We start from the raw sequence: 24,025 nt of genomic DNA, 5'->3' as shown, positions 1-24,025 counted from the left end.
TCCGATGCCCGTTCCGGCCGACCCTAGCGAGCCCATCCCGGGGATCCAGTGGCCGTTGCCACAGGCCTGGCCCCGTTTGAGGGCGCCCCTGCGGCTGGGGGTGATGGCCTCGGGGGCGGGAAGCAACTTCGAAGCCCTGGTCAACGCCACTCGCCAGGGGCCCCTCGACGCAAGCGTGGAGCTGCTGGTGGTCAACAACCCCGGTTGCGGCGCCCAGAACCGCGCCACGCGCCTGCAGGTGCCCTGGCAACTGCGCGACCATCGCCTCCACAGCAGCCGCGCCGACCTGGACCAGGCCCTCGTCAAGGCCTTTGAAGGTGCCCGCGTGGATTTGGTGGTGATGGCCGGCTGGATGCGGATCGTCACGCCCGCCCTGATTGACGCCTACCCCCAGCGCCTGGTGAACATCCACCCCTCCCTGCTGCCCAGCTTCCGCGGCCTGGATGCCGTCGGCCAGGCCCTGGCGGCCGGGGTCGCCCTGAGCGGCTGCAGCGCCCACCTGGTCACGGCGGAGGTGGATGCGGGGCCGATCCTGGCCCAGGCGGCCGTGCCCGTGCTCAGCGATGACGACCATGGGCGGCTGGCGGCCAGGATCCAACGGCAGGAGCACCGGATCCTGCCCCTGGCGGTCGCCCTGGCCGCCCAGCGGCTGGAGCGGACGGCCCGATTCGATCAGGGGTAGAAGGGCAGCAGCGGCAGGCCGGTGGTGGCGCCCAGGCCCGCCAGCAGATTCAGGCACTGCACGCCCTGGCCCGCCTGGCCCTTGATCAGGTTGTCGATGGCGCTCATCACGATCAACTGACCGTTGCGGGAATCCACCTGCACCGACAGCAGGGCGCGGTTGGTCTGGCGCACCCACTTGGTGGAGGGATAGGTGCCCACCGGCAGCACGTCCACGCAGGGGCTGTGGCGGTAAGCCGCCTTCAGCAAGGTGGTGCAGTCTTCGGCCGTGAGGCCAGGATCCCGCAGGCGGCCGTAGACCGTGGCCAGGAGCCCACGCACCATCGGCATCAGGTGGGGGGTGAACTGGAGCTGGATGGAACGCCCCAGGGCCTGACTGGCCGCCTGCTCAATCTCACTGGTGTGGCGATGGCCCAGCACGCCGTAGGGAACCACGGCCTCGGAGGCCTCCGCCAGGAGCAGATTTTCCTTGGCGGCGCGGCCACCGCCGGAGGTGCCTGTCTTGGCGTCGATCACGATGCCACTGGCCTCGATCAGACCTTGCTGCAGGAAGGGCAACAGGGCCAGCAGGCTGGCGGTGGGAAAGCAACCGGGAGCGGCCACCAGGCGGGCTTTGGCGATGCGTTCGGCCTCCCACTCCACCAGCCCATAGGCGGCCTCCTGACAGAGCGCCTCATCGGAGCGTGGAAATTGGCGGGCCTCACTGGCATACACCTCCTTCCACTGGGCCAGGGAGCGGTAGCGGTAGTCGGCGGAGAGGTCGACCACCTTGACGCCCCGCTCCAGCAGATCGGGCACGAGCGTGGAGGCCAGGCCATTGGGCAGGCTGAGCACCGCCAGGTCAGCGGCGGCGGCGATCGCCTCCGGATCGGGACGCTGGATCACCAGATCCTCGGCAAGGGGAAGGAACGGCACCAGCTCGCTCCAGCGCTTGCCCGAACTGCGCTCGCCCCCCAGGAACGTCACCGCCAGGGCGGGATGGTCCTGGAGCAGCCGCACGGTCTGAAGGCCCCCATACCCCGTGGCCCCGATGACCGCCACACCCCGCACGGCCGCGCTGGGATCGGGTGCGGATGGGCTCGCCATGCCAGTGGAACGGGAACGCCAGATCGTACCGGGCTCTATAAAAGTGGATTGAACCAGGGCCATCGGCCTGACCTGCCCTGAGCCAGCTCGCTGCGATCCGCTTCGATTCCATCGCCGATGGCCTTGCCGCCATCCGCAACGGCGACATGGTCGTGGTCGTCGACGATGAGAACCGGGAAAACGAGGGCGACCTGATCTGTGCCGCCCAGTTCGCGACACCAGCCCAGATCAATTTCATGGCCACCGAAGCCCGCGGCCTGATCTGCCTGGCGATGGAGGGCGAGCGGCTCGACGCCCTCGATCTGCCGCTGATGGTGGACCGCAACACCGACAGCAACCAGACCGCCTTCACCGTCAGCGTCGATGCCGGCCCTGAAAACGGCGTCAGCACAGGCATCTCAGCGGAGGATCGGGCGCGCACGATCCAGGTGGCGATCCACTCGGGCAGCCGCCCCGGCGACCTGCGCCGGCCCGGACACGTCTTTCCCCTGCGCGCCCGCCAGGGGGGTGTGCTCAAACGCGCCGGCCACACCGAGGCGGCCGTGGATCTGGCCCGCCTGGCGGGGCTCTATCCCTCCGGGGTGATCTGCGAGATCCAGAACCCCGACGGGTCCATGGCCCGCCTGCCCCAGCTGGCGGACTATGCCCGCCAGCACGGCCTGCGGCTGATCAGCATCGCCGACCTGATCCGCTACCGCCTCGACACCGAGCGCTTCGTCAGACGGTTGGCGGAAGCTCGCCTACCCAGCAGCTTCGGCAGCTTCCGGGCGATCGGCTTCCGCAACGAACTCGATGGCAGCGAGCACATCGCCATCGTCAAAGGCCAGCCCGAAACCGCCAGCGGCCCGGTGCTGGTCCGCGTGCACTCCGAGTGCCTCACCGGCGATGCCTTCGGCTCCCTGCGCTGCGACTGCCGTCCCCAGCTGGAGGCGGCCCTGCGCATGATCGAAGCGGCCGGCGAGGGGCTGGTGATCTACCTCCGCCAGGAGGGCCGCGGCATCGGCCTGATCAACAAGCTGCGCGCCTACAGCCTCCAGGACGGCGGCCTCGACACGGTGGAAGCCAACGAGCGCCTGGGCTTCGGCGCTGACCTGCGCAACTACGGCATCGGCGCCCAGATCCTCAGCGACCTGGGGGTGCAGCGGTTGCGCCTGATCACCAACAACCCCCGCAAGATCGCCGGCCTGGGCGGTTACGGCCTGCAGGTGGAAGACCGGGTGCCACTGGTGATCGAAGCGGGCGAATACAACGCCGGCTACCTCCAGACCAAGCAAGACAAGCTGGGCCATCTGCTGGACGCCCCCCGGGGCCCCTCGGTGGTGCTGGCCTGGCGGGGATCCGAAGCGCAGCGCACCGAGCTCTGGCAGAGCTTGCAGCAGTGGGCCCAGCAGCTCCAGCTGGGGATCCAACTGGAGGAACATCCGCGCCTGCTGGCCCTGTTGGACCAGCCCGAGCTCGCGGTGCTGCTGGGACCGCTGACAGGTTCGATGGAAGCCAAGGGAGTGAACGGAGCGATCGACGCCGCTGGAGACCTGCCCCTGGAGCGCCTGGGTGAAGGCCTCCAGACCCTGGCCCGCTGGCCCGGTACCCAGGCGGTCAGCCTGCTGCTGGCACCCGATGCCCAGCGCAGTGCCCACCCCAGCGTCACCCTGGAGGCCGAGCTGCGGCCCCTGGTTGAACTGCGGCAGGACCATCCCAGGCTGCGGCTGCAGCCAGGCTCCCTGCTGCGCTGGAGCTGAGGCCCAGAGGGCCAGAGCCAGAGGGTCAGCGCAGCGGTGTCACAGCAGCCGGATCAGGCACTGATCGTCACCTTGTTGATCTTGGTGCCCTTCTGAATCGCCAGCACCACATCCACGTTGGCCGCCTGGCCGAACACCGTGTGCACCCCATCGAGGTGGGGCTGGGCGTCATGGCAGAGGAAGAACTGACTGCCGCCGGTGTTCTTGCCGGCGTGGGCCATCGAGAGGGAGCCGGCCTGGTGCTTGCGGCTGTTGATCTCACAGGGAATCGTGTAGCCGGGGCCGCCGGTGCCCGGCGCGCCCTTGGCCCCGGCGCGGGTGTTGGGGCAGCCGCCCTGGGCCATGAACCCACCGATCACCCGGTGGAAGGCCAGGCCGTCGTAGTAGCCGTCGTTGGCCAACTTGACGAAGTTGGCCACGGTGCCGGGGGCGTCGGCGTCGAACAGCTCCAGTTCGACGGTGCCGGCATCGGTGTCCATCAGGGCTTTGGTCACGGGCAAGGGGGGAGGGAAAGGCGGACTGTATCCGCTCGGGTAGAACGGTCGCGCACGATCACGATGGCAATGAGCAGCCCCACCGGCCTCGATCTGGCCACCGCCCGTCTCGGCGTGCTGGGCGGCAGCGGTCTCTATGCCATGGAGGGGCTCGAAGACATCCAGGAGCTGCAGGTGGAGACCCCCTTCGGCGCTCCCTCCGATGCCCTGCGCCTGGGTCGGATCGGCGATCTGGAGGTGGTGTTCCTGGCTCGCCATGGCCGCCACCACACCTTCACCCCCACGGAGGTGCCCTACCGGGCCAACATCTGGGCCCTGCGCTCGCTCGGGGTGCGCTGGATCGTCTCCTGCTCCGCCGTGGGCTCGCTGCTCGAGGAGGTGCGCCCCCTGGACATGGTGGTGCCCGATCAATTCATCGACCGCACCCACCAGCGGCCCCTGACGTTTTTCGGGGAGGGGGCCGTGGCCCACGTGGGCTTTGCCGATCCCTTCTGCCCCGCCCTCAGCCGCCTGCTGGCCGATGTGGCCGACAGCCTGATGCCCGAAGGGCGCCGTCTGCACCGGGGCGGCACCTACCTGTGCATGGAAGGCCCGGCCTTCTCCACCCGGGCTGAATCGCGCTTTTATCAGAGCCTCGACTGCGCGGTGATCGGCATGACCAACCACACCGAAGCGCGCCTGGCGCGGGAGGCGGAGATCGCCTACACCACCCTGGCCATGGCCACCGACTACGACTGCTGGCATGCCGATCACGACGCCGTGAGCGTGGAGATGGTGATCGACAACCTCCGGGCCAATGCGGCCCTGGCCCAGGACATCATCAAAACGGCGGCCGAGCGCATCGCCGCCCAACGCCCCCTGAGCAGCGCCCACCAGGCCCTGCGCCACGCCCTGATGACCCCCAAGGAGCAGGTGCCCGCCAGCACGCGGGCCAAGCTCGACCTGTTCACCACCCCCTACTGGGGAGCGGTGGCTACCGAGCAGCGTTGAGCCGAAGTGCCTCCCGCAACCGGCCGCCCGATTGCTCCAGTCGGGAAGCGGCCTCGGTGGCCGACACCCCCCGCTGGGCCATCAGCAACGCCCGCTTCACCGAACCCCCCGATTCCTCCAGCAACCTGGTGCCCTCTGGGCGCTCCACTCCGGCCAGATCCCGCAGGATGCGCAGGGCCCGGTCTTCCAGCTTGCTGTTGGTGACGGCCACATCGACCATGCGGTTGCCGTGCACCTTGCCCAGGCGCACCATCACTCCCGTGGAGAGGATATTGAGCGCCATTTTTGTGGCGGTGCCGGCCTTGAGCCGGGTGGAGCCGGTGAGCAGCTCGGGGCCCGTCAAGAGACGGATGTCGATGTCGCAGGGCATCGGTGCCTGGTCGGCCGGGACGCAGGCCAGGGCAATCGCCAGGGCGCCGAGCTCCTGCGCCAGCTCCAGGGCCCCGAGCACGTAGGGGGTGGTGCCCCCGGCAGCGATCCCCACCAGGGCATCTGCTTCCGAAAACCCGCGCTCAAGCAGATCGGCGCGGCCGGCCTCCCGCAGGTCTTCGAGGCCCTCGGAGCTGCGCAGCAGGGCCGCTGCCCCCCCGGCCAGCACCCCCTGCACGAGCTCCGGCGGCGAGCAGAACGTGGGCGGACACTCGGCCGCATCCAGCACCCCCAGGCGCCCCGAGGTGCCGGCACCGAGGTAGAACAAGCGGCCCCCATGGCCGAGGCGAGCGCTGATGGCATCGATCGCCTGGGTCAGCTGGGGGGCAGCGGCGGCCACCGCCTGCTGGGGCCGCCGGTCCTCGTCGCAGAACAGCTGCACCAGCGCAGCGGTGGCCAGCTGATCGAGTTCGGCGCTGGCGGGATTGGGCTGCTCGGTGAGCAAGGCGCCGCGATCGGACGCTGGGCTGGTGAGGGCGCTCACAGCAAGCCCTCCAGCCGGCGGCGGAAGTTTTCGAGTTCTGGATCGCCGGAACTGAGCGACTCCCCTGGGGAGCGAGGGTCCCCTTCCCCTGAACGATCGGCCTGCTCCTGCCAGCTCGAGACATCCATGTTGGCTTCAGGAGGGGCGATCAACAGCCGATCCTCCGCCGACTGGGGCAGAAAACCGCTGGGCACCACCCGCGCCTGGTAGCCCGATTCAGCGCAGAACAGCTCCATCTCCTCACGGTCGAGGGCCTCGACGGAGGGGGTGGGGAAATCCTGGGCTTCCAGCAGGCCGGCGTAACGCTCGGCGTCATCGCGATCCTCGAACAGGAGCACCACCGTGGTGCCGTTCAGCTCCAGGGAATGGATTCCCTCGTTTTCGCTGCCGGCGTCGAAGAGGAGCACATGAACCGGCATCGAGCGGAGATGAAGCGCGACTGACAGTTTCTCACTCCAGTTCATGGCCGAGCTGCTGAAGCCTGCGGTAGAGGGCTTCCTCGGCCTCGCTGAGCTCGTCGGGCACCATGATCCGGATCTCCACCAGTTGATCGCCCCGCTGCTGATCCAGCTCCAGGCCCCGGCCACGCAGGCGCAGCAAACGCCCACTGGAGGAGCCGGGCGGCACGCGCAGCTTCACCGGCCCGGCCAGGGTGGGCACCACCACCGAACAACCCAGGGCGGCATCGGCCGGCATCAACTCCAGGGGGAAGGTCACCCGCAGGCCGTCGATGCGCAGGCCCTCGGCGGTGCGCACCCGGAGCTGCAGGAAATGATCACCGCCCCCGGGGGTCACCCCCGCAAGCCGCAGGCGCCAGCCATCCCCCGCCAGCGGAGGCGTCCAGACCTCCACGGTGGTGCCATCACTGAGCACCAGTTCGATCCGTTCGCCCGCCAGGGCCTGCTCCGGGGTGAGCTCCACCAGGGATTCCTGGTCGGAGGCTGCCTGCACCGGCGCTGGCGGCGCCGGGGAAGGGGTGACCGAGCCAGGGGCGGCCTGCTCCAGGTCTGGGGCCCCCTGCTCCCAGGCCGCTGCCGCCGTTGCGGGAGGTTCAGGCTCCGGCTCGCGGCGGCGGCCAAACAGGGTGTCCAGGTAGGTGTCGAAGTCGGGGAATCCCGTGGCGAAGGGGTCAGCGGCAGCGCCCGAGGCCGGATCGAAGCCCAGCTCAAAGGCCTGGCGCCGCTTCGGATCGGTGAGCACCGCATAGGCCTCATTGAGAAGCTTGAAACGCTCCTCGGCCACCGGATCGTTGCCGTTGAGATCCGGATGCCAGCGACGGGCCAACTGACGGAAGGCGCGTTTGAGGGTGGGGCCATCGGCACCGGGCTCCAGGCCCAGCACCGCCCAGTAATCCGAGCCGGCGGTGGTGCTGCTGCGGGTCACGCTGCTCAGACCTCCGACCAGGGGTCGTCGTCATAGGAGCGGCTGAGGGGCAGGGGCGCACTGGTGCGGCGCGCGGGGGCGTCGCGTTCGTAGCGGCGGGGCGCTGCCGGTGTGCGCTCCCGGCCGTAGGAGGGCTCCAACCAGGGGTCGCGGCCATAGCGGGGGGAACCGCCAGGGCGATCCCAGTCATCCCACTCGTCGTCGGAGAACAGCTCGTCCTTGAGAGAGCCCAGTGTGTTCTTGAGGCCCTGCAGCGGATTGGATTCCTGCTTGCGTTCGTTGCTCAGGCGCCGATTGAGCCCATAGATCGCCTCCTGCAGCTGACTCACCGCCAGGTCCAGGTCCTGCAGGTCAGCGGCATCGCCTGGAGCGAGCAGATCATGAACCTCCCTCAGGGCCATCTCCACCGCCCGCTGCTGACGTTCGGCGCCGTAGGGCCCCAGCTCCAGGGCGGCGTCCCGGAGCCGCCGCTCCGCCTGGGCCACCAGGGTCTGGGCCCGGTTGCGGCGGTCGATCTCCACGCGCTTGCGGCGGTCTTCCCCGGCCTTGCGCTCCGCCTCCTCAAGCAGGGTGGCAATCTCCTCTTCGCTGAGGTTGGAGCCCCCCTGAATCGAGACGCTCTGCTGCCGGCCGGTGGTGCGATCGGTGGCCGACACCTGCAGCAGACCATTGGCGTCGATGTCGAAGGAGACCTGCACCTGGGGAACGCCCCGAGGGGCCGGAGGGATGCCCGCCAGCCGGAATCGGCCGAGCGACTTGTTGCCCTCGGCCATCTGGCGCTCCCCCTGGAGCACATGCACCTCCACGGAGCTCTGGTTGGCCTCCGAGGTGCTGAACAGATCCGATTTCCGCACCGGGATCGGGGTGTTGCGCGGAATCAGCACCTTCATCACCCCGCCGATGGTCTCCAATCCAAGCGAGAGAGGGGTGACATCGTTGAGCATCAGATCGCGGAGCTCGCCGGTGAGGATGCCGGCCTGAACGGCCGCGCCGATCGCCACCACCTCATCGGGGTTCACCGACTGGCAGGGCTCCAGGGGGATCAAGGTGCGCACCATCTCCTGCACCATCGGCATGCGCGTGCTGCCCCCCACCAGCACCACATCGTCGATGTCCTCAGCGGCCAGGGCTGAATCCCGCAGAGCGCGTTGCACGGGCCGCAGCAAGCGGTCGAGCAGGTCGGGGCAGAGCCCCTCGAAGACCCGCCGCTCCAAGGTGGTCTCGATGTGCAGCGGACCCTCCGGGCCGGTGGTGATGAAGGGCAGGGAAATCGGGGTGCTGGTGACGCCGGAGAGCTCCTGCTTGGCCTTTTCGGCCGCCTCGGTGAGCCGCTGCAGGGCCTGGCGGTCCCGGCGCAGATCGATGCTGTGCTCGGCCAGAAACGCCTCCGCCAGCCAGTCGACGACGCGCCGGTCCCAGTCATTGCCCCCCAGCTGGGTGTCGCCGCTGGTGGCCTTGACATCAAAGACGCCATTGGCGATCCGCAGCACCGAGACATCGAAGGTGCCGCCCCCCAGGTCGAACACCAGCACCCGTTTGACCGTGCTGCGGTCGAAGCCATAGGCCAGGGCGGCGGCCGTGGGCTCGTTGAGGATGCGCTCGACGCTGATCCCCGCCAGCCGGCCGGCATCGCGGGTCGCCTGGCGCTGGGCGTCGTCGAAATAGGCCGGAACGGTGATCACCGCCGCCTCCACCGGCTCGCCGAGGTAGGTGGAGGCGTCATCGACGAGCTTGCGCAGCACGCTGGCCACCAGCTCCTCGGGGGCATACTCCCGCTCGGTGGCCGGGCAGACCACCCGCACATTGCCCTGGTCGTTGGCCCGCACGGTGTAGGGCACCGATAGGCTGCCCTCCTCCAGTTCGCTCCAGTTGCGGCCCACGAACCGCTTCAGATTGGCAAAGGTGTTGCGGGGGTTCAGCACCATCTGGCGGCGGGCCAGTTGGCCCACCAGCAGGTCCTGATCACGGCTGAAGCCCACCACCGAGGGGGTGGTGCGCCCCCCCTCGGCATTGGCAATCACCTGCGGCCGGCCACCTTCAAGAACCGCCACCACCGAATTGGTGGTGCCCAGGTCGATGCCGACGATTCGCCCCATACAACCCGCCGCCCCAGGAATCCGCCAACGGAGCACCCAAGGTAACGGGGCCAGCGGCCGCCCCCAAGGGGAGGCCTTAATCGATTCTTAGTGACGGGCGATGCCTGCCACACCTAGGTTTCGGCTGAAAGCTGAGTTTGCATGACGATCAGTTCGAACGGGGACCTGTTCACGCTGAAGCGCAGGCCCCCCAGCGAAAAACTCCTCGATCTCGGCTTCCGCCAACTGGTGATCGTGCTGGCTTCCCTGGTGGCGATCGTGCTGCTGGGAATCCTGCTCACCGTGATGCATGGTTCCGAGGAAGCCATCAAGCAATTCGGTCTCGGCTTTCTGGTGAACTCCGCCTGGAACCCCGTCAAGGAGGAATACGGGGCGTTCACGGCCATCTACGGCACGATCGTCAGCTCCCTGCTCTCGCTGCTGATTGCCGTGCCCCTTGGGGTGGGAACGGCGATCTTCATCACCGAGAACCTGATTCCACTCAAACTCCGCACCCTGATCGGGCTGATGGTGGAGTTGCTGGCGGCGATTCCATCGGTGGTGCTCGGCCTCTGGGCCATCTTCGTGATGGAGCCCTTCCTGCGGCCCCTGCTGACCTGGCTCTATGACGCCCTTGGTTGGCTACCGATCTTCAGCACCCAGCCCCAGGGCCCTGGCATGGCACCGGCGGTCCTGATTCTGGTGGTGATGATCCTGCCGATCATCACGGCGATCTCCAGGGATTCTCTCAATCAGGTGCCTCCTGAGCTGCGTCAGGCGGCCTACGGCATCGGCACCACCCGCTGGGGGGCGATTCTTCAGGTGATCCTTCCAGCGGCGGTGTCGGGCATCACCGGTGGCGTGATGCTGGCCCTCGGGCGGGCCATGGGTGAAACCATGGCGGTGACGATGATCATCGGCAATTCCAACAACTTCAGCGTCTCGTTGCTGGCTCCGGGCAACACAATCGCCTCAATGTTGGCGAACCAGTTCGGTGAAGCCGACGGTTCCCAGGTCTCCTCCTTGATGTACGCGGCCCTGGTGCTGATGGTGCTCACCTTGGTGGTGAACATCTTTGCCCAGTGGGTCGTCAAACGCCTCAGCCTGAAGTACTGAACCAACCCATGGCCTACGCCTCCACCGAAAAGCTGTTCGACCGGCAGTCGCTGCACAAGCAGCCAGAACTCGGGCGCAACCGCTGGAACCTCTTTTTCACCTTTCTCACCGGCCTGTTCTCCCTGATCGCCGTTTTGCCTCTGGTGCTGGTGCTTTTGTACGTGCTGATCAAAGGCGGCTCACTTATCAGCATTGGTCTGCTCACGCAGCTCCCTCCCGCCCCCGGCACCGAGGGCGGCGGCATCGGCAACGCCATCCTCGGCACCTTCCTGGTCACCCTGGTGGCCTCGTTGATCGCCATTCCTGTCGGCGTCGGCGGTGGGATCTACCTGGCGGAGTACTCCAAGGGCGGCTGGTTCCAGAGCTTCGTGCGTTTCGGCACCAACGTGCTGGCTGGCGTGCCCTCGATCATCTGCGGGGTGTTCATCTACGGCCTGATCGTCTCGACCCGAATCCTCTTCGGCGAGAGTTACAGCGCTGTGGCCGGAGGCATTGCTCTCTCGGTACTGATGCTGCCCACGGTGATCAAGACCACCGACGAGGGCCTCAAGCTGGTGCCCCAGGAGCTGCGCATGGGCGCCATCGGCGTGGGTGCTTCCAAGTTCGTCACCATCACCCGGATCACCCTGCCCACTGCCTTCACCCCGATTGCCACCGGTGTGGTGCTGGGCATTGCCAGGGCGGCGGGTGAAACCGCTCCGTTGATCTTCACGGCCCTGTTCTCTCCCTTCTGGGCTGAGGGTCTGCTCAAGCCGATCGCCACCATGTCGGTGCTGATCTTCAACTTCGCGATCATGCCTTACGAGGCCCAGAACGCCCTGGCCTGGGCTGCTTCCTTCGTGCTGGTGGTCCTGATCCTGGCGGCCAATCTGCTTGCCCGCTGGTTGAGCCGCTTCGCCTCCTCAACCTAAAGGCCGCTCCCCGTTCACCGCTCCCCACACTTCCATTCCTCTGTGTCATGACCGCCACCTCCCTCAGCCCCCAGTCGACGGCCAATTCGGACATCTGCATGTCCCTGGAGAACGTCTCGATCAGTTACGGCAGCTTCGAGGCCGTGCGCAACGTCTTCATGGAGATCCCCAAGGGCCAGGTGACGGCCTTCATCGGGCCCTCAGGCTGCGGGAAATCGACGGTGCTGCGCGGTCTCAACCGCATGAATGATCTGATCGAGGGTTGCAGCCTCAAGGGCCGAGTGGTGTTCGAGGGCCACGATCTCTATGCCCCCAACGTCGATCCCGTCGAGGTGCGGCGGCGCATCGGCATGGTGTTTCAGCGTCCGAACCCCTTCCCCAAATCGATCTACGAAAACATCGCCTTCGGCGCCCGCATCCATGGCTACCGCGGCGACATGGACGAACTGGTGGAGCGTTCCCTGCGCAAAGCGGCGATCTGGGATGAAACCAAGGACAAGCTCAAAGAGAGTGGCTATTCCCTCTCCGGCGGCCAGCAACAGCGTCTCTGCATCGCCCGGGCGATTTCCGTAGAGCCCGAAGTGATTCTGATGGATGAACCCTGCTCGGCCCTTGATCCGATTTCCACCTTGAAGATCGAGGAGATGATGCACGAGCTCAAGAAGAACTACACGATTGTGATCGTGACCCACAACATGCAGCAGGCCGTGCGTGTGTCGGATCAAACGGCCTTCTTCAACGCCGAAGCGGTGGAAGGCGGCAGCGGCAAGATCGGTTATCTGGTGGAGTTCGCCGAAACGGAAGCGATCTTCAACTCCCCCGCCCAGCAAGCCACCCTGGACTACGTCAGCGGCCGCTTCGGCTGACGGCCCCGCGTCCTACCGATGACCAGGCCAGGCAGGCGAGATGAGCGCTGATCGGCCATCCAGGGAAGCTGACAGAGGCCAGGGCACAATCAATAACTTAAAGCCACTCACAACAGTCGCGATTCATCAACGGCTCTTGATGATCGGGCTGCGGTGATCATGAAGGCGCAACAAGACGCCGCTCTCCTTGATACCCATGGGGCCAAGTTCCAGCCTTCAACAGGCTCCACCCTTGGCCCGGATGCCAACAGTGATCGCCATAAAAAAAACCGGCCCTTGGGCCGGTTTTCAACGGAGAGGGAGGGATTCGAACCCTCGATAGAGTTGCCCCTATACAGCATTTCCAGTGCTGCGCCTTCGACCACTCGGCCACCTCTCCAGGGGCTTAAATGGGGCAGAAGGCAATCTAGCAGCAGGCCTTCTCACCACTCGGGCGCCATCGGCGCTTCCCAGCCCATGTTCGAGGTCCAGACCGTGCGGCGATTCCCGATCACCGTGCATCACCGCCAGGCCGGGCGCACGATTGTGCTGGAGGTGCCGGAAGGGGAGTACATCCTGCGCAGCTTCGAGTCCCAGGGCGAACCGCTGCCCTTCAGCTGCCGTAACGGCTGCTGCACCGCCTGCGCGGTGCGGGTGCTCAGCGGCAGCATCGACCAGCGGGAGTCACTCGGCATCTCCCAGGCGCTGCGCAACAGGGGCTACGGCCTGCTCTGCGTGGCCAGGGCCCTGGGCCCCCTGGAGGTGGAGACCACCGACGAAGACGAGGTCTACGAGCTCCAGTTCGGGCGCCATTTCGGCCGGGGCAAGGTGCGGGCCGGCCTGCCCCTCGACGACGAATGAGACTTTCAGATCAGGCCGCTGCAGCGGCGGGACTGACGGCACTGGAAATCGAGCGCCTGGCGGAGGTGGCCCGCGCCGCCGCCCAGGCAGGTTCGCTGGCCCTTCGGGAGCACCTCGGCCGGCTGGAGCGCATCCGTGAGAAGGGCCGGGCCGGGGATCTGGTCACCGAAGCCGATGAGGCCGCCGAGACGGCCGTTCTGGAGTTACTGAGCGCCCAGACCCCTGAACTGGGGGTACTCGCGGAAGAAACCGGCCAAAGCGCGTTGAAAAGCGATCTACAGTGGTGCGTTGATCCCCTCGATGGCACCACCAACTTCGCCCACGGCTTCCCCTTTTTCGCCACCTCGGTAGGTCTCACCTGGAGGGGTCAGCCCCTGTTGGGGGCCCTGGCGGCCCCGGCCCTGGAGCAGTTCTTCTGGGCCGCCCCGGGCCTGGGGGCATGGTGCAACGACAACCGCCTGGCGGTGAGCGGTTGCGAAGAACTGGGGTCGTCCCTGCTGGCCACGGGCTTCGCCTACGACCGGCACACACGGCTGGACAACAACTACGCCGAGTTCTGCTGGTTCACCCACCGCAGCCGCGGCGTACGCCGGGCCGGTGCCGCCGCCCTCGATCTGGCCTACGTGGCCGCCGGGCGTCTTGATGGCTACTGGGAGCGCGGCCTCTCCCCCTGGGACCTCGCCGCCGGAGTGGCGCTGGTGGAGCAGGCCGGCGGCATCGTCAGCCGCTACGACGGCAGCCCCCTGGAGCTGGGCGAAGGCCGCCTGATCGCCTGCGCCCCAGGGCTCCATAGAGCCCTGGTGGAGGGGCTTTCCGCCATCAGACCCCTGGACGGGGCCAGCTTCGGCGCCCCGGAACTGGACGCTCCATAGGATCGCCAACACAGCCCCCCTCCCCCTTGTCCCATGGCCCTGCAACCTGCCGCCGGAGCCAGGGATCTCAACCCATGGGAGGTGGATGGCAACCGCCGCCTGCGCGAGCGGCTCGCGGCGGTCTACCGCTTGTGGGGGTACCAGGAGGTGGCCCCCCCCAGCATCGAGCGGCTCGAAACCTTCGCGGCGGGCGGCGCCATCGATGGCCGGGAGGTGGTGCGGCTGGTGAGCGACGAGCCCCTGGGGCTGCGTCCGGAGATGACCGCCTCGATCGCCCGTGCCGCCTCCACTCGGCTGGCGGGCCGGCCCCGGCCCCTGCGCCTCTGGGCCAGCGGCGCCACCTTCCGCAGCTTCATCGGCGATTCCGGCAGCCAGCGGGTGCAGGAACAGCTGCAGAGCGGCGTGGAACTGCTGGGGGTTGCCGCCGCCGCCGCCGATGCCGAACTGCTGAGGCTGCTGCTGGCCTGCATCGAAGCCCTGGGCCTTGACGAGCGCCATCAATCCCGGCTGCTGCTGGGCCACCATGGCCTGCTCACGACCCTGCTGGCGCGCGTCCCAGCCGAGCAGCGCACCGCCGCCCGCAAAGCCCTGACCGGCTTCGATCCCCTCGCCCTGGCGGCCCTGCCGCTCGAGGCGAGCGACCGCCAGGCCCTGCAGCAGCTCATGCGCCTGCGGGGGGAGCCCACGGCGGTGCTCTACCAACTGGAGCAACTGCTGGGGCCCAGTCCGCTGCTCAGGGATCTGGGCGCTGTGATCGGCAGCATCGCTCCGATGGCGGAACGGCTCGGGGTGTGCCTGCAGCTCGACCCCAGCTTCCAGCCTCAGTTCGATCTCTATGACGGGCTGGTGCTCCAGCTGGTCTGCCGCGGCACCGAAGCGCCGGTGGCGATCGCCAGCGGTGGCCGCTACGACGCCCTGGTGAGTCGTTTCGGGGGCAGCCCGGCCGCGGGGGTGGGCTTCAGTTTCCAGATCGAGGACATCCGCGAATTGCTGACGGGCCATGGCCCTGAGCCCAGCGCCGGCGGCCCGCTGCTGGTGGCCTACGCCGATGCCGACCTGCTGAGCGCCGCCCTCGACCGGCTGCAGCAGCTTCACAGCGAAGGCACGGCGGCCGAACTGCTGAGCGAACCCTGCCCGAGCCAGGCGGAGGCCGAACGGCTGGCGGCCTCCCGGGGGGCCCGTTCAGCGCTCTGGCTGGCTGCCTAGGATCGACGGCCTTTGCCGTCTGTTCATGGCCCACACGATCCTCACCGATGTCTGCGAGGGTGTGGCCGACTGCGTGGACGCCTGCCCGGTGGCCTGCATCCACCCCGGCAGTGGCGCCAACCGCAAGGGGACGGGCTTTTTCTGGATCGATTTCGACACCTGCATCGACTGCGGCATCTGCTTGCAGGTGTGTCCGGTGGAGGGGGCGATCGTGCCCGAGGAACAACCGCAGCTGCAGCGCCGGGGCTGAGGCGGCCGAGGCCGACCGCGGGTGGTCACGGGGGTGGTTCGGTGACCCGTCCCTGGCCGCCCTTGAGCGCCAGCGCGGCCGCTCCGTAAGGTCGCCTCACCACAGAGCGGAAACGCTGCAGCCATGGCCGTTCTCCAGGAACAGGGTCAGATCCAGATCCACACCGAGAACATCTTCCCGATCATCAAAAAGGCCGTCTATTCGGGCCATGAGGTGTTCCTGCGGGAGCTGGTGAGCAACGGGATGGATGCGATCAGCAAGCGGCGCATGGCCGCCATGGCCGGCGACTGCAGCGAGGGCGATGAGGGCCGCATCGCCATCAGCATCGATCGCGAGGCGAAGACGCTCACCATCAGCGACAACGGCATCGGCATGAGCGCCGATGAGGTGAAGCGTTACATCAACCAGGTAGCTTTCTCCAGCGCCGAGGAGTTCCTCGAGAAGTACAAGCGCGAAGACGACGCGATCATCGGCCACTTCGGCCTGGGCTTCTACTCCAGTTTCATGGTGGCCGCCCGGGTGGAGTTGGTGAGCCTGAGCGCCAAACCAGGCGCCGAGGCCGTGCGCTGGAGCTGCGACGGCTCCCCCAACTTCAGCCTCGATGCGGGCGAGCGCAGCGCAGCGGGCACCGACGTGATCCTGCACCTGCAGGAGGAGGAGCTGGAGTACATCGAGCCGGCCCGGATCCGCGCCTTGATCACCACCTACTGCGACTTCATGCCCGTGGAGGTGCAGCTCGAGGGGGAAACCGTCAACAAGCGCCTGGCTCCGTGGCGCCAGAGCCCCCGCGACCTCACTGACAACGACTACATCGAGCTCTACCGCTACCTCTACCCATTCCAGGGGGACCCACTGCTCTGGGTGCACCTGAACACCGACTACCCCTACACCCTGCAGGGCATCCTGTTTTTCCCCAAACTCACCGGGCGCGGTGACTGGGAGAAGGGCGAGATCCGTCTGTATTGCAATCAGGTGTTCGTCAGCGATTCGATCAAGGAGGTGGTGCCCCGCTACCTGCTCCCCCTGCGCGGCGTGATCGATTCCCCCGACATCCCGCTCAACGTGAGCCGCAGCGCCCTGCAGACCGACCGCCGGGTGCGCTCAATCGGCGGTTTCGTGGCCAAGAAGGTGGGTGACCGGCTCAAGGAGCTGCACCGCGATGATCCCAGGCGCTACGCCGAGATCTGGGAGGGCCTGGCCCCGTTCATCAAGATCGGCGCCCTGGAAGACGACAAATTCGCCGAGCAGGTGGCGGATCTTGTGCTGTTCGGCACCACCGCTCCGCTGCAGGAACAGCCCGCCCAGCCCGAGGCCAGCGGCGACGCCGAAGGCGCCCCAGACAGCACAGGCGATGCCTGGGCCGATCAGGCGGACCAGCCCATCGATCCGATCCCGGACGGCCGCGGCAAGGCCTACACCACCCTGGCCGGCTACCGCAGCCGGCTCCCTGAGGCCAACGCCCAGCGCATCCTTTACTGCACCGATGAGGCGGGCCAGGCCGGTGCCCTGGCGCTCTGGAAGGGCCAGGGGGCCGAGGTGCTCCTGGCGGACACGGTGATTGACGCCCAGTTCATCCCCTGGCTGGAAGACCGCCACAACGAGCTCAAGTTCCAGCGGGTGGACGCCGAGCTCGACAGCAGCATCCAGGAGCAGGACAGCGAGCTGGCCGATGCCGAAGGCAAGGAGGGCTCCGAGAAGCTGCGCGATCTGTTCAAAGCGGCCCTGGCCAACGACAAGGTGACCATCCAGGTGCAGGCCCTCAAGGGCGAGACGGCCCCGGCGGCCCTGATCCTGCTGCCGGAGCAGATGCGCCGCCTCAACGACATCGGCGCCCTGATGGAGCAGCGTCTGCCTGGCCTGCCCGAGCACCACGTGCTGGTGGTCAATCGCCGTCACCCGCTGGTGGCCGGCCTGCTCAAGCTCTCCAGCGGCGCCGTGCTCACGGGCAGCGGCGGCAGCTCCCCCAGCCAGCAGCTGGCCGATGACCTGGGCCGCCACATCTACGAACTGGCCCGCCTGGCGGTGGGGGGCCTGGAGCCCAACCAACTGGCGGGCTTCCAGCAACGCAGCGCCGATCTGATGGGCCGGCTGATGGAACGGGGCTTCTAAGCGCCCCTGGCCCCAACGACGGGCCCAGAGGCCCCGCCGGTCAGTTGTTAAGATCCCAGTTCGGGTTTTTCTGCCCAGTCCAGTTGTATCGGTTGAAGTCATGTCCCGGGTTTGTCAGCTCACCGGCAAGCGCGCCAACAACGGCATGGCTGTCAGCCATTCCCACGTGCGCACCAAGAAACTCCAGCAGGTGAACCTGCAGGAACGCCGCCTCTGGTGGGCCGAGGGCAACCGTTGGGTGAAGCTGCGGGTTGCCACCCGCACCCTGCGCACCATCCAGAAGAAGGGCCTGGGTGCCTACGCCAAGGAGCTGGGCATCAACCTCGCCAAGATCTGAGCAGCGCCGGCTGCCATCGGCATCTCGCCTGATCTGAACGCCATGAACCGTCGTCAGCTGCTTGGCAGCCTCGGCCTCACCACCCTGGGCCTGCTGGCGTTTCCGCCGCAGGCCCTTTCCCTTGGCGGCCTATGGCCGGAGCTGGATCAACCAGCCCCCGACTTTGACCTGGCCGGAGTGGTGCCCGAGGCCGGTGAGGCGGTGGAGGCCCACAGGAGCTTGGGGGAGTTCGCCGGCCGCTGGCTGGTTCTCTACTTCTACCCCAAGGATTTCACCTCCGGTTGCACGCTCGAAGCCCGTGGTTTCCAGCGGGATCTGGCGGCCTTCCATGCCGCAGGCGCTGAGGTGGTGGGCGTCAGCGCCGATGACCCCGACTCCCATGCCGCCTTCTGCGGCAGTGAGAAGCTCGCCTACCCCCTGCTGTCCGACCCTGGCGGAACGCTGAGCTCGGCCTACGGCAGCTGGATCGCCCCCTTCTCCCAGCGCCACACCTTTCTGATTGATCCCCAAGGGGTGCTGCGGGCCAGCTGGCGGGCGGTGCGGCCCAGCGGCCACAGCCAGGAGGTGCTCGCTGCCCTCCAGCAACTGCAGGCCAATAGCTGAGCGGATCGCCCGCCAGTCCACACCGATAGCGTGGAGGCCCCTGCACTCATCGCGTGGAACCCAGGCTCATCAGCCGCCGAAACCTTTTGCGGCTGCTCCTGGGCGGCGGGCTGACCGCTGGGCTGCTGCTGCGGCGAGGCGCCGGCAGCGAGGACGCCCTGGCGATCCCGGTTGGTGCGCCCACAGACTCCAGCTCCAGCGCCGCTGAACTGCGCTGGCTCGCCGTGGCTGATACCGGCGGCGGCAACTCGGCGCAGCGGGCCGTGGGGGCCCGGATGGCGGCGGTGCACCGCCAGCGGCCGGTGGATCTGGTGGTGCTCGGCGGCGACAACATTTACCCGAACGGTGACATCGCCCAGATCAAGGACATGTTCACCATCCCCTACAAATCTCTTTTGGAGGCCGGTGTGCCCTTCCATGCGGTGCTCGGCAACCACGACATCCGCACCGGCAACGGCAATCCCCAGGTGGCCTATCCGCCCTTCGGGATGAAGGGCCGCTGGTACAACCTGCGCCGGGGGCCGGTGGAGTTCTTCATGCTCGACACCAATGTCAACGCCGACTGGGGCCGCCAGTTGCCCTGGCTCCAGCAGGCCCTGGCCGCCAGCGCCGCTCCCTGGAAAGTGGTGGTCGGCCACCACCCGATCTATTCCTCGGGCTACTACGGCAACGACGGGGCGGCCCAGGCTCGACTCGGCCCCCTGTTCCGCCGCCACGGCGTGCAGCTCTACATCAACGGCCATGACCACAACTACGAGCGCACCAAGCCGATCGCCGGCACCACCTACCTGGTGGTCGGCGGCGGCGGGGCCTACCTGCGCGATGTGAACCCCAATGGGAACACGGCCCGGGCGATCAGCGTGCACAGCTTCGCGGAGCTGAGTGCCCGTGGGAACCAGCTCGAGATCCAGGCCTGGGACAGCAGCGGCAGCTCGATCGACCGGGCTGTGCTCGATCGCAGCGGCCAGCTGGTGGGCTGAGCTCCGCCGAGTTCAGGCCAGGGAGCGGCCCCGCCAGGTCCAGCCCCGACCCGTGACCGTCTTCCAGATCGAGGCCGGCACAATCAGGGCGATCAGCAGCCCCCCCAGGGCGGCAAGCCACCAGTAGGTGATCGGTGTGCCGAAACGGAGCCGGCTCCAAACGCGCAAGGACAGTTGCAGGGCGATCGCGAGGCCACAGGGTGCCGCCAGGGCAGGGTCCATCACGGTCAGGGGAAGGAGCGCCCAGGGCACCGTGTACAACAGCAGCACCAGTCCCGCACTGCCAAGGGCTGCGGCGGGGTTGCGATCAAGGCCCAGGTACCAGTTCTTGGTCCAGCCCTCCCAGAGGGCCGCCAGGTTGCGGTACATCCGCACCGCCACCAGCTCGGTACCGATCAGATAGCGCAGCCGGTGGCCGCTGGTCTTGATCGCCCTGGCCAGGGCCAGGTCTTCAACCACCTCTGCGGCCACGGCGCCATGGCCACCGATCGCCTCATAGGCCCTGCGACGAAACAGCATGAAGGGGCCAGCCGCGAAGGCGGTGGTCTCGGAGGGATCGTTGCTCTCTTCCAACGAAAATGCCAGACCGAGCAGGCTGGCCACAATCGGCTGCACCAGCCACTCGGCCAGGCAGCCACAGACGAGCCGAGGTGCCAGGGTGAGCAGATCGGCGCCCGACCTCTCCCCCAGGGCTCCGGCTGAACCTGAAGCCTCAAAGAGAGCAGCCGCCAGGGCCTCGGGATCCAGGCGCACATCGGCGTCCAGGAACAGCAACCACTGGCCGGAGGGATCTCCGGGGGGCCAAGGCAACGCCGCCGCCCTGCTGGCGGGCCAGTTCTTGCCACACCAGCGCTCCCCTGGGGGACGGGGTCCAGCCTCAAGGATCCGCACCAGGGGAAGAGGCTCCGTACGCAGGCGGATCGCTTCGGAGGCCAGATCAACGGTGCCATCGCTGGAACCGTCGTCCATCACCACCAACTCCCAGGGCAGACCGGGATCCCGGTTGGCAAGAATGGCTTCGAGGCAATCAACGACATTGTCCCGTTCGTTGAACACCGGTACAACGACGCGCAGGAAGGTTCCGCATTGCACAGCCGGCTCAGTGGTGCCCTCGGCCGGCAGGGCCTGGAGGCGTGGGGCGTTGCCAAAGCGAATTTCCAGCAGAAGCAGAAGCAGGGCCAGCCCCAGGGCAGCCGACCAACCGAGAGGCTCAAGAATTTGAATCAACAATCGAGGGTGTGCTCCCGCTCCAAGGAGCTGACCTCACTGTTGAACTGCTGCCACTGGCGCCCCCGCAGACGCTCGTAGGCCCGGCAGAAGGGTTCACCGAGGCTCTGGCGCAGGCGGCCGTCGGCGGCGAAGGCCGCCAGGGCTTCTCCGAGGTTGCCGGGCAGGGGGCGCTGCACGGGGCCGGCGCCGGGGTCGGCGTAGCTGTCGTTGTCGGAGCGGGGGCCTGGATCCAGCTGGCGCTCGATGCCATCGAGGCCTGCCGCCAGGATCACCGCCTGCAGCAGGTAGGGGTTGGCGGCCCCATCGGGCAGGCGCAGCTCCAGGCGCTGGTCATCGGGGATGCGCACCATGTGGGTGCGGTTGTTGCCGCTGTAGCTGATGCCCCCCGGCGACCAGGTGGCGCCGGAGCTGGTGGGGGGCGCCGCCAGGCGGCGGTAACTGTTGACCGTGGGGTTGGTGAGACAGCTGAGGGCGGGGGAATGATCCATCAGGCCCGCCAGGAAGTGGTAGGCCAGGGCCGAGAGCCCCAGTTCACCGGCCGGGTCATGGAACAGGTTGCGGCCCTGGGCATCCCAAAGGGAGATGTGGCAGTGGCAGCCGTTGCCGGTGAGGCCACCGAAGGGCTTGGGCATGAACGTCGCCCGGCCCCCATGGCGCTCCGCCAGGGTCTTCACCATCACCTTGAAGAAGGCGTGGCGATCGGCCGTGACCAGGCCGTGGTCGAAGGTCCAGTTCAGCTCGAACTGGCCGTTGGCATCCTCGTGGTCGGCCTGATAGGGCCCCCATCCGAGGGTCTCCATCGACCCCAGTAATTCGGCCACCAAAGGCAGCTGACGCATCAGCGCCAGCTGGTCGTAGCAGGGCTTGCTCTGGCGATCGCCCGCATCGAGGAGGGCCTCGCCGCTGGAATCGAGCAGAAAGAACTCAGCCTCCACGCCACTGCGGAGGCTGAAGCCCAGCCGTTCGGCCCGCTCCAGCTGTCGCTTGAGCACCTGGCGCGGCGATTGCTCCATCGCCACCCCATCGAGCGCCAGATCACCCGCCACCCAGGCCACATCCGGCTGCCAGGGCAGGGGCATCAGGCTGCTGGGATCCGGGATGGCGAGCACATCGCCATCGGCGGGGGAGAGATCCAGCCAGGCGGCGAAGCCCGCAAAACCGGCCCCACCGCGCTCCATCGCCGCCATGGCGCTGGCGGGCACCAACTTGGCCCGCTGCACCCCGAACAAATCGGTGAACGACACCAGGAAGTGGGCGATGCCGTTGGTGTGGGCGTAGGCCTGAAGGCTCATGACGGAAAAGCGGCGGAGATGAAGGAAAGGGGAAAAAGCTCAGAGCGGTGAGGGCAGAGCCCACAGCCGCTCCACGGCCGCCCGCAGCTGGGCCTGCTCAGGCGGGCTGTCGCGGGGGTTGCCGGCCCGGTGGCCCAGCACCGACTCGATCACCTCGAACTGGGCGCCGGGGATCAGGGCCGCCTCGGTGGCCATGTCATCCACCGTGAAATAGAGGTCGTGACGGCCGGCCACCACGGCGGTGCGGGCACGGATTGAGCCCAGGGCGGCGGCCAGATCGCCCTGGTGGGGCGCTCCAGCGGCCACGTCATGGGCGAGCCAGGTGTCGAGCATGGCGATCAGGTTGCGGGGGTCATGGCGCCGGTAGGCGGGCAGCCAGCGGGTCTCGACGTAGTCGCCCAGGCTGATCGGACCTTCCGCCAGGTGATGGCCTTCGCCGTAGAAACGCTGGCTGGCGGCCCAGCTGGCATAGATCAGGGCAAAGGTGCATAGCCCCTGGAGCGGTTCGCCATCGAAGCCCTCACCCGTCCAGTGGGGATCGGCGGTGAGGGCCTGGCGCAGGCTGAGCAGGAACAGCTGGTTGTGGGGGGAGGTGCGGGCCGTGCCGCAGAGGCAGCAGAGCCTCTCCACCGCCTCGGGATGGTCCACCGCCCATTGGTAGCCCTGCTGGGCCCCCATGGACCAGCCGTAGATCATCGCCAGCCGCTCAATCCCGAACTGCTCCCTCAGCAGGCGCCGTTGGGCGCTCACATTGTCGCGGTGGGAGACCACCCATCCGGTTTCCGCCAGGCCCATGACCCCATCGCTTGGGCTGCTGGACAGCCCGTTGCCCAGCATGTTGACGATCACAATGAAGTGACGATCCGGATTCAGCACCGGCCCCACCACCCAATCGATGTCACCGGGATGGGCGCCGTAGGAGGTGGGATACAGCACGGCGTTGCTGCGTTCTCCGTTCAGGGTGCCGAAGCTGCAGTAGCTCAGCTGGGCCTGCGGGATCGTGCGGCCGCACTGGAGCTCAACGTCACCGAGGGCAAAGCTGCCGGAGCTGACACTCACGCCTGGACGCCCGATCCAGGCAAGCCGAGGCTGGGCAAACGGCCGAGTAACCAGCGGTGCACCGCCAGATAGCCCCGGTCCAGGTGTTTCAGGTGGGGACCGATGAGTACGTGGGCCGCCGGCAGGGCGTGGAACGGCAGCGAGGGATAGAGGTGGTGCTCGGCATGGAAGGGCATGTTCCACATCAGCCAGCGCACGGGCGCCAGGGTGAGTGTGGTGCGGGTGTTGGTGGTGCCGTCGCGATCGAAGCTGCAGCCCCCGTGCTCGGCCAGCAACAGGAACCGCAGGAACGGCTGACCCACCAGCAGCGGCAGCAGCCAGTACCAGAGCAGAAAACCATTGCCTCCCGGCAGCGAGAGCAGGGCCAGGGCGCCATAGACGGCAAACTGCCAGCGCACCGAGCGGCGCACCTGGGGGATCACCTCAGGGCTCAGGTACGGCATGGCCGAGAGATCGGCCCCCAGCAACTGGCGACCGTGGCTGCGGAGCTTGCCGGTCCACCAGTTCCAGCCGCTGATCTCGAGCACGTAGCCCCAGAGGCTGGTGGGCGCAGGATCCTCCAGCTCCGGGTCGAGCCCAGGGAGGTGGGTGTAGCGGTGGTGCCACTGGTGGTAGCGGCGGTAGAAGGTGGCGTTGTAGAAGCTCAGCAGCCCCGCCAGCCAGGCGGCGCCGTCGTTGAGGCGACGATCGGCGAAGGCGGTGCGGTGGCCGCATTCGTGCATCGGCGCGAAGCAGGTGGCCAGGCCCACCCCCAGGGCCACAAGAGCGATCAAACGCAGGGGCAGGGGGAGGCCGACCTGGCCCCAGAGCAGGCCCGCCACAACGATGAAGGCCAGATGGCTGGCGGCCCGCACGGCGGCGGCGCCATTGCTGCCCACGTTGAGTTGGGCCAGCTGCTCCTTGTTCAGCAGGGAGCCGGCCGGGGTCAGGGGTTCAGGTACGGAAACGGTGCGCGTCATGAGGACAGTTCACCAGAGCGCCGGGGGGCCTTTG

24 protein-coding genes and 1 tRNA gene are annotated in these 24,025 nt (G+C 67.7%); 14 read left to right on the top strand and 11 right to left on the bottom strand.

Annotation, left to right across the window (positions count from 1 at the left end; translation table 11 throughout):
• Positions 1–4 precede the first annotated feature (4 nt).
• Positions 5–682: a phosphoribosylglycinamide formyltransferase gene (purN, locus tag KBZ13_RS06110; RefSeq protein ID WP_255007433.1), complete on the top strand. Its 678-nt coding sequence runs from the start codon at positions 5–7 to the stop codon at positions 680–682.
• Here purN and argC read toward each other — a convergent pair.
• A complete protein-coding gene (gene argC / locus KBZ13_RS06105) occupies positions 673–1,767 on the bottom strand; it encodes an N-acetyl-gamma-glutamyl-phosphate reductase (RefSeq protein WP_255007431.1) in 1,095 nt (364 codons plus the stop codon). The two genes, purN and argC, sit on opposite strands and share 10 nt — an antisense overlap.
• Before the next feature lie 95 nt (positions 1,768–1,862).
• On the opposite strand from argC, the gene ribBA reads away from it, so the two are divergent.
• Positions 1,863–3,506: a bifunctional 3,4-dihydroxy-2-butanone-4-phosphate synthase/GTP cyclohydrolase II gene (ribBA, locus tag KBZ13_RS06100; RefSeq protein WP_255007736.1), complete on the top strand. Its 1,644-nt coding sequence runs from the start codon at positions 1,863–1,865 to the stop codon at positions 3,504–3,506.
• Positions 3,507–3,559: 53 nt separating this feature from the next.
• Here the strand turns inward: ribBA and KBZ13_RS06095 are convergent, their stop codons facing one another.
• Positions 3,560–4,000: a peptidylprolyl isomerase gene (locus KBZ13_RS06095; protein WP_255007429.1), complete on the bottom strand. Its 441-nt coding sequence runs from the start codon at positions 3,998–4,000 to the stop codon at positions 3,560–3,562.
• 69 nt (positions 4,001–4,069) lie between these two features.
• Between KBZ13_RS06095 and mtnP the strand changes: the two genes are divergently transcribed.
• Entirely contained in the window at positions 4,070–4,990 is a 921-nt protein-coding gene (gene mtnP, locus KBZ13_RS06090; RefSeq protein WP_255007427.1) for an S-methyl-5'-thioadenosine phosphorylase, read from the top strand.
• Here the strand turns inward: mtnP and murQ are convergent.
• Genes murQ through dnaK form a run of 4 tightly spaced genes read right to left on the bottom strand, consistent with a single transcriptional unit; the run spans position 4,974 to position 9,382 of the window.
• Positions 4,974–5,903 (bottom strand): N-acetylmuramic acid 6-phosphate etherase, encoded by a 930-nt coding sequence (gene murQ, locus KBZ13_RS06085; protein WP_255007425.1) that lies wholly within the window; start codon positions 5,901–5,903, stop codon positions 4,974–4,976. The two genes, mtnP and murQ, sit on opposite strands and share 17 nt — an antisense overlap.
• A complete protein-coding gene (locus tag KBZ13_RS06080) occupies positions 5,900–6,322 on the bottom strand; it encodes a DUF3110 domain-containing protein (protein ID WP_255007423.1) in 423 nt (140 codons plus the stop codon). The genes murQ and KBZ13_RS06080 overlap by 4 nt, the downstream gene beginning before the upstream one ends.
• Before the next feature lie 31 nt (positions 6,323–6,353).
• Positions 6,354–7,286, bottom strand: a complete 933-nt coding sequence (locus KBZ13_RS06075) for a DnaJ domain-containing protein (protein ID WP_255007421.1) — start codon at positions 7,284–7,286, stop codon at positions 6,354–6,356.
• A gap of 5 nt (positions 7,287–7,291) precedes the next feature.
• A complete protein-coding gene (dnaK, locus tag KBZ13_RS06070; protein WP_255007419.1) occupies positions 7,292–9,382 on the bottom strand; it encodes a molecular chaperone DnaK in 2,091 nt (696 codons plus the stop codon).
• Between the two features lie 141 nt (positions 9,383–9,523).
• On the opposite strand from dnaK, the gene pstC reads away from it, so the two are divergent.
• The 3 genes from pstC to pstB are packed head-to-tail and all read left to right on the top strand — an operon-like array spanning position 9,524 to position 12,254.
• A complete protein-coding gene (pstC, locus tag KBZ13_RS06065; protein WP_255007417.1) occupies positions 9,524–10,477 on the top strand; it encodes a phosphate ABC transporter permease subunit PstC in 954 nt (317 codons plus the stop codon).
• 8 nt (positions 10,478–10,485) lie between these two features.
• Positions 10,486–11,388: a phosphate ABC transporter permease PstA gene (gene pstA / locus KBZ13_RS06060; RefSeq protein ID WP_255007415.1), complete on the top strand. Its 903-nt coding sequence runs from the start codon at positions 10,486–10,488 to the stop codon at positions 11,386–11,388.
• A gap of 47 nt (positions 11,389–11,435) precedes the next feature.
• Positions 11,436–12,254, top strand: a complete 819-nt coding sequence (gene pstB, locus KBZ13_RS06055; RefSeq protein WP_255007412.1) for a phosphate ABC transporter ATP-binding protein PstB — start codon at positions 11,436–11,438, stop codon at positions 12,252–12,254.
• Between the two features lie 292 nt (positions 12,255–12,546).
• Here pstB and KBZ13_RS06050 read toward each other — a convergent pair.
• Positions 12,547–12,633 (bottom strand) — tRNA-Ser (locus KBZ13_RS06050).
• A gap of 77 nt (positions 12,634–12,710) precedes the next feature.
• On the opposite strand from KBZ13_RS06050, the gene KBZ13_RS06045 reads away from it, so the two are divergent.
• From KBZ13_RS06045 to KBZ13_RS06010, 8 genes are all read left to right on the top strand, one after another.
• On the top strand, positions 12,711–13,094 hold the full coding sequence (locus tag KBZ13_RS06045; protein WP_255007411.1) for a 2Fe-2S iron-sulfur cluster-binding protein: 384 nt from the start codon (positions 12,711–12,713) through the stop codon (positions 13,092–13,094).
• Positions 13,091–13,966 carry an inositol monophosphatase family protein gene (locus KBZ13_RS06040; RefSeq protein WP_255007409.1) on the top strand — a complete coding sequence of 292 codons (876 nt, stop codon included), beginning with the start codon at positions 13,091–13,093 and terminating at the stop codon, positions 13,964–13,966. The genes KBZ13_RS06045 and KBZ13_RS06040 overlap by 4 nt, the downstream gene beginning before the upstream one ends.
• A 33-nt stretch (positions 13,967–13,999) precedes the next feature.
• Positions 14,000–15,172 carry an ATP phosphoribosyltransferase regulatory subunit gene (locus KBZ13_RS06035; protein ID WP_255007407.1) on the top strand — a complete coding sequence of 391 codons (1,173 nt, stop codon included), beginning with the start codon at positions 14,000–14,002 and terminating at the stop codon, positions 15,170–15,172.
• Between the two features lie 25 nt (positions 15,173–15,197).
• Entirely contained in the window at positions 15,198–15,422 is a 225-nt protein-coding gene (locus KBZ13_RS06030) for an indolepyruvate ferredoxin oxidoreductase subunit alpha (RefSeq protein WP_255007405.1), read from the top strand.
• A gap of 123 nt (positions 15,423–15,545) precedes the next feature.
• Complete coding sequence (gene htpG / locus KBZ13_RS06025; RefSeq protein WP_255007404.1) at positions 15,546–17,531, top strand: molecular chaperone HtpG; 1,986 nt, start codon at positions 15,546–15,548, stop codon at positions 17,529–17,531.
• Positions 17,532–17,631: 100 nt separating this feature from the next.
• On the top strand, positions 17,632–17,868 hold the full coding sequence (gene rpmB, locus KBZ13_RS06020) for a 50S ribosomal protein L28 (protein ID WP_254939771.1): 237 nt from the start codon (positions 17,632–17,634) through the stop codon (positions 17,866–17,868).
• Between the two features lie 42 nt (positions 17,869–17,910).
• Positions 17,911–18,471 carry a peroxiredoxin gene (locus KBZ13_RS06015; protein ID WP_255007403.1) on the top strand — a complete coding sequence of 187 codons (561 nt, stop codon included), beginning with the start codon at positions 17,911–17,913 and terminating at the stop codon, positions 18,469–18,471.
• Between the two features lie 53 nt (positions 18,472–18,524).
• Positions 18,525–19,451 carry a metallophosphoesterase gene (locus KBZ13_RS06010; RefSeq protein WP_255007402.1) on the top strand — a complete coding sequence of 309 codons (927 nt, stop codon included), beginning with the start codon at positions 18,525–18,527 and terminating at the stop codon, positions 19,449–19,451.
• Between the two features lie 12 nt (positions 19,452–19,463).
• On the opposite strand, the gene KBZ13_RS06005 is transcribed toward KBZ13_RS06010, so the two are convergent.
• The 4 genes from KBZ13_RS06005 to KBZ13_RS05990 are packed head-to-tail and all read right to left on the bottom strand — an operon-like array spanning position 19,464 to position 23,991.
• Positions 19,464–20,678, bottom strand: coding sequence for a glycosyltransferase (locus KBZ13_RS06005; protein ID WP_255007401.1), 1,215 nt, complete (start codon positions 20,676–20,678; stop codon positions 19,464–19,466).
• Positions 20,675–21,973 (bottom strand): type III glutamate--ammonia ligase, encoded by a 1,299-nt coding sequence (glnT, locus tag KBZ13_RS06000; protein WP_255007397.1) that lies wholly within the window; start codon positions 21,971–21,973, stop codon positions 20,675–20,677. Before glnT ends, KBZ13_RS06005 begins: the two co-directional genes overlap by 4 nt.
• A gap of 39 nt (positions 21,974–22,012) precedes the next feature.
• The gene (locus KBZ13_RS05995) at positions 22,013–23,032 is read right to left on the bottom strand and encodes an alpha/beta fold hydrolase (protein ID WP_255007396.1); all 1,020 of its coding nucleotides are present in this window, start codon (positions 23,030–23,032) and stop codon (positions 22,013–22,015) included.
• Complete coding sequence (locus KBZ13_RS05990; protein ID WP_255007395.1) at positions 23,029–23,991, bottom strand: fatty acid desaturase; 963 nt, start codon at positions 23,989–23,991, stop codon at positions 23,029–23,031. Before KBZ13_RS05990 ends, KBZ13_RS05995 begins: the two co-directional genes overlap by 4 nt.
• Between the last annotated feature and the right edge of the window lie 34 nt (positions 23,992–24,025).

It is taken from the genome of Cyanobium sp. ATX 6F1 (assembly GCF_024346315.1).
Lineage (GTDB): Bacteria > Cyanobacteriota > Cyanobacteriia > PCC-6307 > Cyanobiaceae > ATX-6F1.
Note: the sequence above shows the minus strand (reverse complement) of the source record. Positions and strands in the feature narration are given on the sequence as shown.